Raw genomic sequence first — 14,112 nt, 5'->3', positions numbered from 1 at the left:
TTACAGAACTGACGGGCAGGGTAACGAATGCGCCTCTCCTTGCCAATGATTACCGTTGCGACGGGCAATAATCAGTTGCTCGCCTTCGCCCCCGCGTATGACCTGGCGTCCGGTCGGGTCCCAGAAGGCACTTTTACCCGCACACTGGTAGCCGCCCGTGGGCCAGGCGTGATTTGCCATCACCACTGCCATTTGATAATCACGCGACCAGCGGGCGAGGTAGTTGCAGTCGGCTTCATATCCCTGTTCGGAAACCAGCACGCTGGTGGCATAGAGGTCGGCCCCGCGAACGGAGGCATCACGGGCAAAGGCTTCCACGCTGATATCGGCACAAATGGCCAGCGCCACCTGATGACGCTGATAGCCAAATAACGGCACCGTATTACCTGCCGCGAAAATCTCTTTTTACTGACCGTACAAATTGCGCTTACTGTAGGCGATGCGCGTACCGTCCGGCAGGAATGTCAGTGCGGAGAGGCGAACATCATCGTCGTCCTGTAACGGCAGACCGATGCTGATGCCCATCTGATGCTGCTGTGCCGCGTGGGCAAAGGGTTGCAGTCGCTCGTCGTCCAGCGAGAGCGCCAGTTCAGCCATCAGCGGCAGCTCATAGCCAGTCAGCGAAAGTTCAGGGAACATCAGCAGCTCAACGCGCAGCGACGCGGCCTGCTGGATAAATTCGAGGTGGTGTTGAATATTCCAGGCGATATCGCCCGGACGGGAACCTGACTGTGCTGCCGCGATAGTCCAGCTGGACATAAAAAAACCACCCTGAAGAGTAAAGTAAGGCCTTCATCTCAACCGAAGCGGGAGCAAAAAACAAGCCACTATTTTTGTTTAGGTTCGTACGGCAGACGCGAGAGTGACAGGGAGGCCTGGCGGTAGTGAGTCAGACGCTCACGGAACCACTCCTGCAGCGCTGGCGGTTGCTCACGCAGCACCATTTCGGCAATAACCGGCATGTTATAGCGTTCTTTAAACGCCACCCCGGCAGCGGCCAGATCAACGTTGATTTTGTCTTTATCTGTCTGCGGCAATGTGGCCAGATTGTAGCTCATGGTATTCCCCCCCTTAGTGTGTGGCAGAAAATAATGCAGAAGGCACGGATTAGCAAGTCTGACGGCCAATTGATAGTCGCTATCACCTCGACACCCGTTTTTAAGCGGAGTATTCTTTCGCCCTCAGGCAGCAAGGCGCTGCGATTTGCTAAGGATCATTGCGACATATGCGACATTTCTTCAGGGTTTCCGGCTTCTTACTCGCCGCACTGTTTACCCAACAGGTTTCCGCTCATGCCCACCTTAAAAGCCAGTATACCGCGGTTAATCCCGCCGGTAGCGAATGGCCTGAGTCACTGACCATCTCCTTCAGCGAGGATATCGAGCCAGCGTTTAGCGGCGTGGTCGTCAGCCGTACCGACAACAAGCCGGTCGATCAGATCAAAGCCGCCCTTGACCCGAAACAGCACAATACCCTGCGGGTACAGTTTAAACAGCCGCTGAGCAGTGGTGAGTACAAGGTGAAATGGCATGTGCTGTCAGTTGACGGGCATAAGACCAAAGGGAACTACACCTTCAGCGTGAAGTGATATGTCACTCACCGGCTTCTATATTCTGTGCCGCTGGCTGCATTTTTGCGCACTGATGTCGCTGGTCGGGGCCGGAGTCACCACGACGTTGCTGGCTCCGGCACGTTATCGTACCGATCTTATCCGGCGGCTGATGCCGTTAATCCGGGTGAGTACCTGGCTGACGTTGCTGAGTGCGGTACTGTTGCTGGCGGCCCAGACAGGACAGATGGGGGACGGCTGGCAGGATACGCTTGAAGGTGATATCTGGCTGGCGGTGTTACAGACGCAGTTTGGCCGCGCATGGCAGTGGCAACTGGCGCTGGCCGTATTGTGTTGTCTGGTGCTGTGCTTTCGCAGACGACTGAGTGGGCAAGGGTGCCAGCAGACGGTGCTGCTGTTAGCCATATTGCAGCTCAGCGGGCTGGCCTTTACCGGACATGCTGCGATGCTGGATGGCTGGAGCGGTGTATTCCAGCGCGCCAATCAGATAGTGCATCTGCTGAGCGCGGCATTCTGGGCGGGTGGCCTGCTTCCGGTCGTTTACCTGATGCGCGCAGCGCGCAGCCCCGAGCATCGTTACGATGCCATTGGCACCATGATGCGTTTTTCACGCTACGGTCATCTGGCCGTCATGCTGGTGGTCATCAGCGGAGTGATCAATGCGTTGCTGCTGCTCGGCTGGCCGCCTGCCAGTTTCCGCCTGTACAGCCAGCTGCTGGTGCTGAAATCCCTGCTGGTTGGCGTGATGATGGGCATTGCTCTGTTTAACCGCTACTGGCTGGTACCGCGTTTTCAGCATTGCGGGGCAGGGGCGCAGCAGTCATTTATCACCAGTACGCTGGTGGAGATCGCTCTGGCGGCGGTGGTACTGCTGGTGGTGGGCATTTTTGCCACACTCGAACCCGCCTGATCGACACCTGTTTTCGCTTATCCCGATTCAGTTTATGTTTTATCGTTTGAGGTACTAACAAGATGAAAAAGTTGGCATTATTTTGCGTCGCACTCGGCATCAGCAGCAGTGCAATGGCTGGCATCGAAACCGTGAGCCGTTTCGATATGGGCAAAGAGAACTGGCCGTTTGTGCGTGAAGAGATGATGTTAAGCTGTGAAAAAGGCAATGTGCTGCTCGCCATTAACGATGGCACGCTGGTGCAATATCCGCTGAACGATGCGGCGGAAGCCAAAGTCAAAGCGGGCCAGATAAAGGCCGGATTCCCAATCAGTAAGATTCTGGCTGACGACCCGGCCAACCCGGGCCAGAAGAAGAGCCTGGCCCCGATTATCGCGCGCGCCGAAAAGCTCTGTAACTGATTGCACGACGCTGGCGCATACCTTTCGGTGCGCCAGTTATTTCCCATTCCACTCTCGCTGAAAAGCGCAGCCCGCCCGTTTCTGCCGCCGTGATCACAATGCTAACAATCAGTTATTACGTTGTTTACAACTGGCTGGTAAACCCCCACAACTGGTCTATCTTTTAAAGTGCAAGGCGAATCGCCTGCAATAATGCCAACTTTTAGCGCACGGCTCTGAAAAGAGCCATTTCCCTGGACCAAAGACAGGAATCGTCTTTGGTCTTTTTTTGGATAGTATTTTGTACTGACGCCGTACCGTGCCCCCAATCCCAACATCTCCACCTCCGTTTGCTTTTCCCCCTAACATAACGCAGTATCTTCAACGGCTTGCCGCTACATGGGCAACTTGCACTGCGGCATTACGCTGCCACGGGTTCCGATGCCCGATATCAATAAATCACATGTACAAAAGGGTATTGCGATGGGAACCATGTTGGGGCTGCTGGGATTGATGTTGGGTGCATGGGCGGTACGCAGTATCTGTATGAAACCCATAAACAATGTGAAGAAGGTGATCCTTGCACTGATTGCCGGGCTGTATTTTCTCTCAGCAGGCGGGATAGGGGGCACGGAAGAGGACAAGATCCCGTACGTTATCGCTGCGATGCTGATTGGGGCGGCGGTGGTGTGGTACGGAAATCGTGTCTATAAAGAAGATGCCGCCAACGAAGAGTAAAGCCAACATTTTGGCCCCTGCAATGACGTTGCAGCGGAATGCTGCTCACTGCCTCTCAAGGAACCTCGTATGACCGATCGCGCCACGCCTAATCTGCCCTCGCGGAATTTCACTGAGACAGAACATTTTTATCGTCAGATGGGTTTTACCACGCAATATAAAGATGAGCACTGGTTGATTATGCTGCGTGGGGACCTGACGCTGGAGTTCTTCCCGCACAGGGATCTTGACCCTTACAGTAGCTGGTTTAGCTGCTGTCTGCGGCTGGATGATCTCGATGGGTTTTATGCGGTGTTGCAGGCGGCCGGCATTGAGGAGAAGTGCGAGGATTTCCCGCGTATTCATCCGCCCGTGGAACAACCCTCGGGGCTGAAAATGGCGGCGCTGGTGGATCATGATGGAACGTTGATTCGCTTAATCAGCAATTGAGCCAGTCGGATACCTGAGAGTTGCCGCCGACAACAAGCACACGGTGCCCAAATACGTCAGCCGTCATCGTTGTGCTAACGGTCAGCGTTCTTGTGAACACGATAGAAAAAAGTGGGGCTGATTCAGCCCCGTTGTTGTTTATGGCTTGCTCTTGTGCTCGAGCTTCTCTTTTTCCAGCTGTTCTCTTTCCTGACCCTCTCTCTCCTGATTTTCCTGATGTGTCTGACCTTCTTCAATAAAGTCAGGATCAATCCCATCGGTATTGCCTTTATGGTCCTTACCGGACAACAGGTTCCAGCAGGAGATAAACAGCGCGGCAATCAAGGGACCAATCACGAAGCCATTGAGACCATAGATTTCCATGCCACCGAGGGTCGAAATGAGAATCAGGTAGTCCGGCATCTTGGTGTCTTTCCCCACCAGCAGTGGGCGCAGGATGTTATCGATAAGACCGATGACCACCACAAAGAAGAACGTCAGTGCCAGACCTTTCACCATCGCACCGGTGAAGAAGAAATACAGCACCACAGGCAGCCAGATAATCGCTGAACCCACCGCCGGGATCAGTGACAGGAAGGCCATCAGCGACCCCCATAAAATACTGCCCTGAATATCCGCAAACCAGAATGCAATACCACCCAGCGCACCCTGTACTGCAGCTACGACGATGGTGCCTTTAACCGTTGCGCGCGATACCGCCGCAAACTTCACAAACAGATGTTGTTTAACAAACTGCGACAGCGGAATGGCATCCAGCGCCAGGCCGACAAGATAGGCTCCATCTTTCAGAAGGAAGAACAGCAGATACAGCATCACACCAAAGCCGATGGCAAAGCTGAAGGTGCTTTTACCAATCATCATCAGGCTACCCGCAAAGAACTGGCCGCCTTTCATCGCCACACCAGACAGCTTTTCCTGAATGGCGCTGGCATCGTTCATGTTGTTTTCTTGCAGGAAGTGACGCAGCCAGTCAGGCAAATGATTGATAACGCTTGCGGCTACCGTGGTGAGTTCAGTCTGGTTGCCCTGCAAACGGTTGTAGAGGGCGTTGAACTCCACCGCCAGTGAGGAGGCGACTACCGCCAGGGGGATAAATACAATCAGGCAGATCACCACCAGTGTCAGCAGCGATGCAAGGCCGTTTTTATCACCAAGGTGTTTTCTGATTTTGGTTTTGAGCGGATGGAAAATAATCGCCAGAATGGCGGCCCAGAGTATCGCCGAAAAATAAGGCCCCAGTATGTGAAAAAAAGCCAGCGTGGTTGCCGCCAGTATAAAGATAAAGAATCCCTTACTAATGCCCTGAATGATCATTTTATTGTCTCTGTTTATGGTCTCGGTAATGAACGTATTCCCTTTGATCGCTAAAAATAGACCACGCTCCGGTTACCAGCAATGTTCGCCGGAAAATTTAAAGGAAATGAAGTCTGAACAACGGTCTCAGGCCGGTTGACCAGGCCAGCGATAGATCTTATGCGCCAGCAGAGAGAAATCAGACTGATACCCTTCACCGCTGGCTTTCATCATGGCGCGCAGTTGCGTCAGCGGTGTGCGGCAATGCCCGACGCTGGCATAGATCACCACATTGCCACTGGGTGTGGTGCAATAGAGTACGGTGCGAAACAGGGTTGTGAGTGCATCGGAAAACGCGGAGTCTTCATCCGGGGCCTGCGGATGGTTCAATACCAGCCAACCGTCAGGCTTCAGCGTTTGCGCACACTGACGCAAAAACTCACGTGAAGACTGCAAGGGCACAATGGCACTGGCGGAATACAGGTCAGAAAAAATCAGTGAGTAGCGGGCAGGGTCTACCTGCGCCATGAAGTGGGCGGCATCATCCACCCGATAATGAATATCTGGGGTCACCGGCAGGTGAAAATGCGCCAGGGCAACATCCAGCACTGCCTGGCGCAGTTCCACGACGTCCATCGCGATCTGTGGGTTATTTGCAAACAGCGGACGTACCAGGCATCCCCCTCCCAGCCCAAGCATCAGTACGTTGGTCGCGGGAGTCAGCGCCGTGGCCATCAACATCGCACAAATGTATTTATGCACGGGGATCGCCGGGTTGCTTTTCTGCATTTTGCTTTGTTCGAAAACCCGGTCAAAGCTAAGAAGGCGGTAGACCTTATTATCGATCACGGTAACTTCACCGTATGCATCTTCTGCGGTGGCCACAATGTCGCCCCGAATGCGAAACAGCATGGAAGAAGTATAAACATCGTTGTCAGACATGATGGTGATTCCGTGACTCTCAGCCGCAGCCGAGTCCTTGATGATCATTTTTTTACTATGTTTACATTTTACCGCAGGGCAGAGCAATGTGTGCTGATCCTATAAGGGGGAGACCCTGAGGCTTTTTACCCGCAAGAAATCATTCAGAATATCGTAGCATAAGGGTTTCATGATGAAATAGGGACAATTCGACCCCACTTTCTGCCATCGTGACTTGTACATCATCGTCCGGCACTCTACGATGTCACGTGGCCCGGTGCTGCGGATAACCGCAACACTGATGACTGGCCAGGAGCCTGTTGCATGAAAAGCGAGAAAGAAATTTCCATCGACCAGTTTACGGATGATGAAAAAGTATTGGTGGAGCAGCGGGTTAAAACGTTGACCGATAAACTCAGTCACGTCGCCAGTAAGAAAGAAGAGAAAGAGATCCTCAAAGAGGCCAAGCGGTTAGTGATGAAAGAGCGCGTTGTGCGCGAAAGCAGCAAAGTGGTACTGGCTAAGAAACCGCGTAAACCGTCAGCGGCAAAAGAGAGCGAAGTGAAAGATTTTAGCTGGAGTGGTTCACTGCGTAAAAATCCGCGCGCACTGAAATAATGCTGTTATCGGGGCTGTGATGGCCCTTGTATTCCTGCCTACTTATCTCGCCTATCCCACGATAATCAGATGTACCAGTCGCGCCAGCACCTCAATAATTAATAAACTGCCTGTGGTAATCAGGGCCAGCGTCAGATAAAACTGCTTGCGTTTGCTCATCTCTGTCAAATCCGTGAAGGTCAGAAAGACGTCATTTTAAAGCAATTGCGCTAAACCATGCCTCAATATCGTGCGAATTGGCCGTGCCCTGAGGGCACTGGCGGCTCCGAAAAGCCGCCAGTGAGTTACATGCTGAACAGCTTGCCATCGCGGACCAGTTCTCGAGGGTAGTTATTTTTAATGCGGCTTCCGACCTTTTTAGCGATACCAATCGGCTGCTGCTGATAACAAATGATCAGTTCATCACCTGGCAGTTCACGCTCAGGGTAAATATCCCGTCCACGATACCACTCTTCCGCTTCGCTGCTGCTCAATTCAACGGCATGGGCTGCAGCCGGATCAGCCAACGCGATAGCGGCTTCATGCTGCCAGCGATAACCTTTCGGGAATGTTTCAGCCAGCTTCAGGCCAATTCGAGAAAAACGTACGCGGCCCAGCAGTGCTTCCATCGCGCGTGGGAACAACCACAGCTCTTTATCACGCTGCCAAAGCGCCATGTCATCTTCCCAGTGCAGTCCCGATTTTGCCGCTGCAGCGATCACCTCGTCCTGCTGTTTACGATTGAGCGGGCTGAAGGGCGGTTTCCCCACTTTATAGCCGGGCACCGGCAGAGGAGGTACGCTGGCCGTTTTGCGTAGACGGGCAACAAAGAAGCCTTCGCTGTCGAAAATGTGCGGGAATACATGGAGGAAACCCTCCGGCGTGGTCGCCTTTTCCGCACCCTCGAACAGCGAGTTCAGGGGCTCAATCTCTACGGCATCCGGGTACTGTTCCTGCAACCAGGTAATGACCTGCTGATTTTCACTGCGGTTCAGGGTGCAGGTGGAATAAATCAGTGTGCCGCCCGGGCGCAGGGCATGAAACGCACTGTTGATCAAATCCTGCTGTGTGGCGGCAATCTCTGCGTTGCTGGCCTCAGACCAGTTACGCAGCGCGTCCGCATCTTTGCGGATAACGCCTTCGCCCGAGCACGGGGCATCCAGCAGAATAGCGTCAAAGCATTCGGGTAGCGCCGGGCCGAAGACGCGTCCATCGAAATGGGTCATCGCGGTATTACTCACGCCGCAGCGGCTGAGGTTTGCGTGCAGCACTTTCACACGGCTGGCGGAGAACTCGTTGGCGAGGATGGCGCCACGATTGTTCATCCGGGCAGCAATCTGCGTGGTTTTTGAACCTGGCGCAGCCGCCATATCCATAATCCGCTCAGGGGAGGTATCACCGGAAAACAGTGCACTTACCGGCAGCATTGAACTGGCTTCCTGGATGTAGAACAGCCCGGCGAGGTGTTCAGCGGTGCTACCCAGCGGCAGGGTGTCTGCATCGTCACGGCTGATCCAGAATCCTTCTGCACACCAGGGGACCGGCGTTAATGCCCACTGATACGGCGCCACCAGGGCGAGGAAGTCCGCCACGCTAATTTTTAACGTATTGACGCGAAGGCTGCGGCGAAGAGGTTGTTCACTGATGGCAAGAAAACGTTGGTATTCGGTGTTATCTGGCAGTAACTGCTGCATTTGATCGAGAAAGGCTTGCGGAAAATAGACGCGGGAAGAGTGAGACACAGGCTGAATCCAGGGGAAATAAGTGCCGGGAGTTTAGCATGGTCACGCCGGAGGTAAAAAATAAGAAGTCAAAAAACCCTGTTTTTTCCTATAAAAAATCGCGGATAAAGAACGGGGCCTTATGTTGCGACATAAGGCCCCGTTGTATTTTTTCTCCGGTGTATTACCGCACTACTGTGGCAGGGCGGTGCCCCATTTGCGCCACTCTTTCGGTTCTTCATCCTCAAGCAGGAAGTGTTTACCGGAAGAGGCTTGCGGAGCCAGTGGCACGGTTGGTGGTGTGGCGAAGGCAATGCCACCCTGAATGAACTGCTGGAAGGTTCCGGTTTTCACTACCCCACCGATCAGGCCAAATTTCAGGTTGTAGCCCGATGCCAGCCAGAACACCGAGTTATTACGCACCAGGTGTTGATATTTTTTACTGATGCGCAGCGTAATCTGTACGCGGTCGGCCATGGCTCCCAGTGATGTCCCTGTCACCGTACCGACTTCCACGCCGCGGAACAGTACCGGTGTACCGACCGACAGTGAGCCGCCTTCCGGTGCGTCCATCACCACATTCAGTCCGTCAAGATAACGCGCATCGGTGATGGTGGATTCCTGGAGCTCAAAGGTGCGCTGAGCACGGCCTTTGCCCGGGTCAACGTTGATATAAGGCTGAAGCAGGGTTTCCAGGTGGTTAACGCCGGCAGCCGAAATCTGCGGCGATACCACGGAGAAGCGGGTGCCAAGACGGGCGAAATCCTGCACGTATTCAGGGTAGAGCACCGCTTTGGCGATCACCTGATTATTATCGGCCCCCAGTGCCAGTGATTCTAACTGTCCAATGGTGATACCGAGATAGCGGATAGGCATACCCGCTGACAGCTTACTGGCATCATAAGTCCGCAGGGTGATCTGGCTGCCCACGGCGCGGGCTGTGGTTTCTGAATCATACAGAACGCGTTTATCCTGACGGGTTAAACCCACGCCCGCACCGGTTAAGTTATCAAAGCTGATGGCACCTTTCAGAGCACGATTCAGCGGTGAGGCCTGCACGGTCAGGCCGCTACCGTTCAGCTGCACGCGTGCACCGCCTTCGGCCCAGAAGACGCTGCTTTGTGTCAGCAGGCGTCGGTATTCCGGCTTGATATGTACGTTGACGTCGAAAGCATCGGAGCGCGGGTTCACGCTGACAATCTCACCGACCTGGAACTTACGGAAGAGCACCACAGAACCTGCCTGGATGTCGGGCAGACTGCTGGCGGTCAGGGTGAGGGTGGTGGGCAGAGTGTCACCGAGGATGCCTTCCTCAGCTTTCTCACTGTTGGCATACAGCGGATAACGGGCTTTCACCGCGCCTTTATTACCCGGATCGAGGCGAATGCCTCCGTCGACCCACTCGCGGGCGCTGGCGCCCAGCACTTCCATCCCGTCGATGCCGAGCTTCACATCCAGGCGACTGTTAATGATAAATTTGCTGTCACCATGCACCAGGTGGCGGTATTCGGCCGCCACGGCAACATTAAAAGTTACGCCTTTTTCATTCAGGGTACGCTTGATCACCTGGCCTATGCGCATTCCGTGCAGCATCAGCGGCTGCCCGGCATCAATGCCGTAGCTTTCCGGGGCGTTGAGCGTCAGCTCAAGTGCGTTGGGTTGCTGTAACAGCGATTCATTGCTAGGCAAGACCGTATAATGAGTTTGTGGCTCTCCATCACCCGGGATCAGCTCGAGCGTATTGCCTGTCAGCAGGCTGCTGAGGCTGGAATCACTCAGGCTGATTTTCGGGCTACGCATTTCAATGCGGGTTCCTGTTCGCATCAGGTTGGTCACGGACGGATCGAGTGTCAGTTCACCGCTGACTTTGCCGCTGTCAAGCAGCGTCATTTTTGTCAGTGTGCCGACCTCCAGCCCCTGATAAATCAGCGGGGTACTGCCTTCTTTCAGATTCTTACCATCCGGCAGATCGAGCGAGATCATCACGCCGCGCTGGCTTTGTGCCAGGTCAGGATAGAGGGCGTAACTGTCGTCAGATTTCGCGGTCTCCGATGTTTCTGGTGAATCGAAAGCAATGGCACCATTGACCAGCGCGGCCAGGCTTTCCAGCTGCACTTTTGCGCCGCTGAGGCCGACATCAGCTTTCACGCCAGAAACATTCCAGAAGCGGCTTTCTTTTTTCACCAGATTGGTAAAACGCCGTTCAATCAGCACGTCGATGCTCACGCCCTTGTTGCCCGAATTCAGGCTGTAGTCGTAGACGCGTCCGACCGGGATTTTGCGGAAATAGACCAGCGATCCGCTGTTCAATGCCCCGAGATCCGGGGCATGCAGGTGGATCATCATTTCACCCGTATTGACGCGATACTTCGGCTGAGTATCCAGCGCTACAAAGTTCTCGCGCGGTTCGCCTTTGCCGGGCATCATCCCGATGTAGTTCCCGCCAACCAGCGCATCCAGGCCGGAAACACCCGCCAGTGAGGCTTTGGGCGTGACCAGCCAGAACTGCGTATCTTCACGCAGCGCATCCTTCATATCGCTTTTAATACTGGCCTTGATCTTAATGGTGCGCAGATCGTCAGTCATGCTGATGCCCTGCACCAGACCGACTTCCACCCCCTGGTAACGCACTGGCGTGCGGCCGGGCACAATACCGTCGGCGGTAGCGAAATCGATGGTGACCGTGGTGCCGCGCTCCTGGTAATTGGTCCAGATCAGCCAGCCGGCAATCAGCAGCGCAATAAACGGCAGCAACCAGAACGGCGATATTTTGCGCCGATTTTTGATGCGTGCGCTAGTCGGTGTAGTCGGCGTTTCCTGTTGCATGAGCATCCCAAAGTAAACGGCTATCCAGCCACTCAACGGCAAGGATAGTAAGTATGACCGCCGATCCGAAGTAGAACGCAGCGGGTCCCATTGTAAAAGCCAGAAGCTGGTCGCGATTGACCAGCGACATGGTTAACGAAATAACAAAGAGGTCGAGCATTGACCAGCGGCCAACCCATTTCACGACGCGCAACAGGCGTATGCGGGTTTTCAGCCCTTGTTCGCAATTAAAGTGAATACTGATTAACAATGTCAGTAACACGATGACCTTAGTGAAGGGCACCAGGATACTGGCAATAAACACCACGGCGGCCACCGGAATATTACCGGAGGCCAGCGAAAGTATCCCGGAAAGAATCGTGTCTTCCTGGCGTGCGCCATTCAGATAAATGATTGAGATTGGCAGCAGGTTTGCCGGGATCAGCAACACGATGGAGGCAATCAGCGATGCCCAGGACTTTTGCAGACTGAAGTGGCGGCGAAAACGTAGTGGAGTATGGCACCGAGTGCAACGCCCCCGATCGTCAGCCACGCCGGTATGGTGGCAGCTCAGACAAACCTGCAATTGCGCGATGGGCACATTGGGGTTTGGCTGCGGATAGAAACGGTGCCAAAGCTGTTCAACATTCAGGTGAATTAACGTCAGCAGGCTCAGTAGTGTCAATATAATGAAGGCAATCAACCCGATGCCTGGTGTGATCGCCGCATAGTCCTGAACCTTGATGGAGGCGATGGCAACACCCACCAGATAAATATCCAGCATCACCCACTCCTTCAGGCGATCGAGCATCAGGAGTACCGGGCGCAGGTTCATGCCCAGCTTTTCACCAAAATAGAGATAAGCAATGGAAGCGACCAGCGTCACCGGTGCACCAATGGTACAGAACGCTACCATCGCAGCGGTGATCACATCGCCCTGTTGCGCCATCTGCATGATGCCGCCCAGCAGGCTGGCATAAATGTTGGTTCCCAGCAGACGCACCGACATCAACGATTCATTAAATGCGAAAGGCATCAGCAATATCATGGTGACGGCCATGGCCGTCAGACGCGTCATTGACCAGTCACGTCCATTAAGGATAAGCGCATTGCAACGTGGGCAGTGTGCTGACTGACGCGATTTCACATCTGGTAAGGAAAAAAGGGTATCACATTGGGGACATCGCTGATAACGTGCCTGTGGCAGAGCATGACTGATGGCGTGTATTTTCATATTCCCGATCGTGCTTTAGCCCAAACAGCGCAGGTGCAGGGCAGGGTTAGGCTGATTAACGCCATGAGAGCAAGACTCAGTATAGCCATGCTTCAGTATTCGGATAATTCTAAGGTTATAGTAACTAACAGAATGATTCATCTAATCCGCTGGTTTTTTAATGCTTAATTTTTTGGACGATGCAGCCCGGCTGTGTCGTGTTCGTTTCTACAATTGTTAAACAATGACAAAAGCAGAATTTTATACCGACCTCAATCGTGATATGCGTGCATTACTCAGTGGCGAAACCAGTTTTCTGGCAGTGATGGGCAATTGTAGCGCGCTTTTATACGAACGTCTTGATGGGGTTAACTGGGCAGGTTTTTATTTGTTAACGGAAGAAAAAACGCTGGTTCTGGGTCCATTCCAGGGAAAAATCGCCTGTGTGCGTATTCCTGTGGGGCGTGGTGTCTGTGGTACGGCTGTGGCAGAGAATGCCGTTCAGCGCGTTGATGATGTGCACGCATTCCCCGGACATATCGCTTGTGATGCCGCCAGTAATGCAGAAATTGTGTTGCCGCTGGTGGTTAATGGCAGTGTCATTGGTGTTTTGGACATTGATAGTGTGGAATATAACCGCTTTGACAGTGAGGATGAAGCGGGGCTTAAAGCGTTGACGGACGGGCTTTGTGAGGTGCTTGCCGGATCGGATGTGGAAAAATTTATTCACATGAAACGCACCTAAAGCGCTGGATCACGTAGCAATTGCTGATGGTGTCATTATAATGACGCCTGTTCATGCCCGCGCTGATTGGCAAACCCGTTGTAATCAGGAAATTTCATGGAAAATCAACCTAAGTTGAATAGCACCAAAGAAGTCATCGCCTTTCTGGCAGAGCGTTTTCCACAATGCTTTAGCGCAGAAGGGGAAGCTCGACCACTTAAAATCGGCATCTTTCAGGATTTAGTCGACCGCGTGCAGGGCGAAATGAACTTGAGCAAAACTCAGCTTCGTTCAGCACTGCGTCTTTACACATCCAGCTGGCGCTATCTTTATGGCATCAAAGCTGGTGCAGCGCGTGTTGACCTCGATGGCAATGCCTGTGGTCAACTGGACGAACAGCATGTTGAACATGCGCGTAAACAGCTTGAAGAAGCCAAAGCGCGCGTGCAGGCACAACGCGAACAGCAGCAGGCGAAAAAGCGTGAAGCGGGTGAAGACACCACACCGCGTCGTCCGCGCAAACCTGTTCGTAAACCTGCGGCAGAAGGTGAGCAGCCACGTAAAGTGCGCAGCAAGCCCGCTCGTCCTCAGGTCGAACCGGGCTCTTCCGCACCTCGTGCAGAAACTCAGCCGGAGCCACGCAAACCGGTTACCGACACATCAGCGTTGCAAGTTGGCCAGAGCATTAAAGTTACCGCAGGTAAAAGTGCAATGGATGCCACTATTTTGGAAATTTCCAAAGATGGCGTTCGGGTGCAGTTAGCTTCCGGCCTGGCAATGATAGTACGCGCAGAACACTTGCAGTTCTGAT

14 protein-coding genes and 1 pseudogene are annotated in these 14,112 nt (G+C 53.6%); 8 read left to right on the top strand and 7 right to left on the bottom strand.

The genetic code is table 11. The features are described 5' to 3' along the window. Positions 1 to 759, bottom strand: a pseudogene (locus WH279_RS17760) (carbon-nitrogen hydrolase family protein). A gap of 68 nt (positions 760 to 827) precedes the next feature. After that, entirely contained in the window at positions 828 to 1,058 is a 231-nt protein-coding gene (locus WH279_RS17755) for a DNA polymerase III subunit theta (protein ID WP_133841804.1), read from the bottom strand. 167 nt (positions 1,059 to 1,225) lie between these two features. Here WH279_RS17755 and copC point away from each other — a divergent pair, with 167 nt between their 5' ends. From copC to WH279_RS17730, 5 genes are all read left to right on the top strand, one after another. Beyond that, positions 1,226 to 1,588, top strand: coding sequence for a copper homeostasis periplasmic binding protein CopC (gene copC / locus WH279_RS17750; RefSeq protein WP_339457889.1), 363 nt, complete (start codon positions 1,226 to 1,228; stop codon positions 1,586 to 1,588). Between the two features lies 1 nt (position 1,589). Then, positions 1,590 to 2,480 (top strand): copper homeostasis membrane protein CopD, encoded by an 891-nt coding sequence (copD, locus tag WH279_RS17745; protein WP_200642404.1) that lies wholly within the window; start codon positions 1,590 to 1,592, stop codon positions 2,478 to 2,480. A 62-nt stretch (positions 2,481 to 2,542) separates the two neighbouring features. Beyond that, positions 2,543 to 2,881 carry a YebY family protein gene (locus WH279_RS17740; protein WP_133841807.1) on the top strand — a complete coding sequence of 113 codons (339 nt, stop codon included), beginning with the start codon at positions 2,543 to 2,545 and terminating at the stop codon, positions 2,879 to 2,881. Positions 2,882 to 3,343: 462 nt separating this feature from the next. Continuing rightward, a complete protein-coding gene (locus tag WH279_RS17735; protein ID WP_339457888.1) occupies positions 3,344 to 3,598 on the top strand; it encodes a hypothetical protein in 255 nt (84 codons plus the stop codon). 69 nt (positions 3,599 to 3,667) lie between these two features. Then, positions 3,668 to 4,027: a bleomycin resistance protein gene (locus WH279_RS17730; RefSeq protein WP_259150473.1), complete on the top strand. Its 360-nt coding sequence runs from the start codon at positions 3,668 to 3,670 to the stop codon at positions 4,025 to 4,027. Between the two features lie 138 nt (positions 4,028 to 4,165). On the opposite strand, the gene WH279_RS17725 is transcribed toward WH279_RS17730, so the two are convergent. Beyond that, positions 4,166 to 5,341, bottom strand: coding sequence for an AI-2E family transporter (locus WH279_RS17725; protein WP_200642406.1), 1,176 nt, complete (start codon positions 5,339 to 5,341; stop codon positions 4,166 to 4,168). A gap of 126 nt (positions 5,342 to 5,467) precedes the next feature. Then, positions 5,468 to 6,262: a spermidine synthase gene (locus WH279_RS17720; RefSeq protein ID WP_339457887.1), complete on the bottom strand. Its 795-nt coding sequence runs from the start codon at positions 6,260 to 6,262 to the stop codon at positions 5,468 to 5,470. A gap of 303 nt (positions 6,263 to 6,565) precedes the next feature. Here WH279_RS17720 and WH279_RS17715 point away from each other — a divergent pair, with 303 nt between their 5' ends. Continuing rightward, positions 6,566 to 6,859, top strand: coding sequence for a hypothetical protein (locus WH279_RS17715; protein ID WP_133841811.1), 294 nt, complete (start codon positions 6,566 to 6,568; stop codon positions 6,857 to 6,859). 284 nt (positions 6,860 to 7,143) lie between these two features. Here the strand turns inward: WH279_RS17715 and rsmF are convergent, their stop codons facing one another. From rsmF to yebS, 3 genes are all read right to left on the bottom strand, one after another. Then, entirely contained in the window at positions 7,144 to 8,580 is a 1,437-nt protein-coding gene (gene rsmF, locus WH279_RS17710; protein ID WP_339457886.1) for a 16S rRNA (cytosine(1407)-C(5))-methyltransferase RsmF, read from the bottom strand. A gap of 171 nt (positions 8,581 to 8,751) precedes the next feature. Further along, positions 8,752 to 11,385 carry a PqiB family protein gene (locus WH279_RS17705; protein WP_339457885.1) on the bottom strand — a complete coding sequence of 878 codons (2,634 nt, stop codon included), beginning with the start codon at positions 11,383 to 11,385 and terminating at the stop codon, positions 8,752 to 8,754. Further along, on the bottom strand, positions 11,354 to 12,598 hold the full coding sequence (gene yebS, locus WH279_RS17700) for a membrane integrity lipid transport subunit YebS (protein WP_339457884.1): 1,245 nt from the start codon (positions 12,596 to 12,598) through the stop codon (positions 11,354 to 11,356). The genes WH279_RS17705 and yebS overlap by 32 nt, the downstream gene beginning before the upstream one ends. Before the next feature lie 223 nt (positions 12,599 to 12,821). Here yebS and WH279_RS17695 point away from each other — a divergent pair, with 223 nt between their 5' ends. Beyond that, entirely contained in the window at positions 12,822 to 13,322 is a 501-nt protein-coding gene (locus WH279_RS17695) for a GAF domain-containing protein (RefSeq protein WP_200642411.1), read from the top strand. Positions 13,323 to 13,418: 96 nt separating this feature from the next. After that, on the top strand, positions 13,419 to 14,111 hold the full coding sequence (proQ, locus tag WH279_RS17690) for an RNA chaperone ProQ (RefSeq protein ID WP_339457883.1): 693 nt from the start codon (positions 13,419 to 13,421) through the stop codon (positions 14,109 to 14,111). Position 14,112: the final 1 nt, after the last annotated feature.

This window comes from Erwinia sp. MYb375 (assembly GCF_037479175.1).
In the GTDB taxonomy this organism is placed as follows: domain Bacteria; phylum Pseudomonadota; class Gammaproteobacteria; order Enterobacterales; family Enterobacteriaceae; genus Erwinia; species Erwinia rhapontici.
This window is presented reverse-complemented; position numbering and strand designations above follow the sequence as displayed.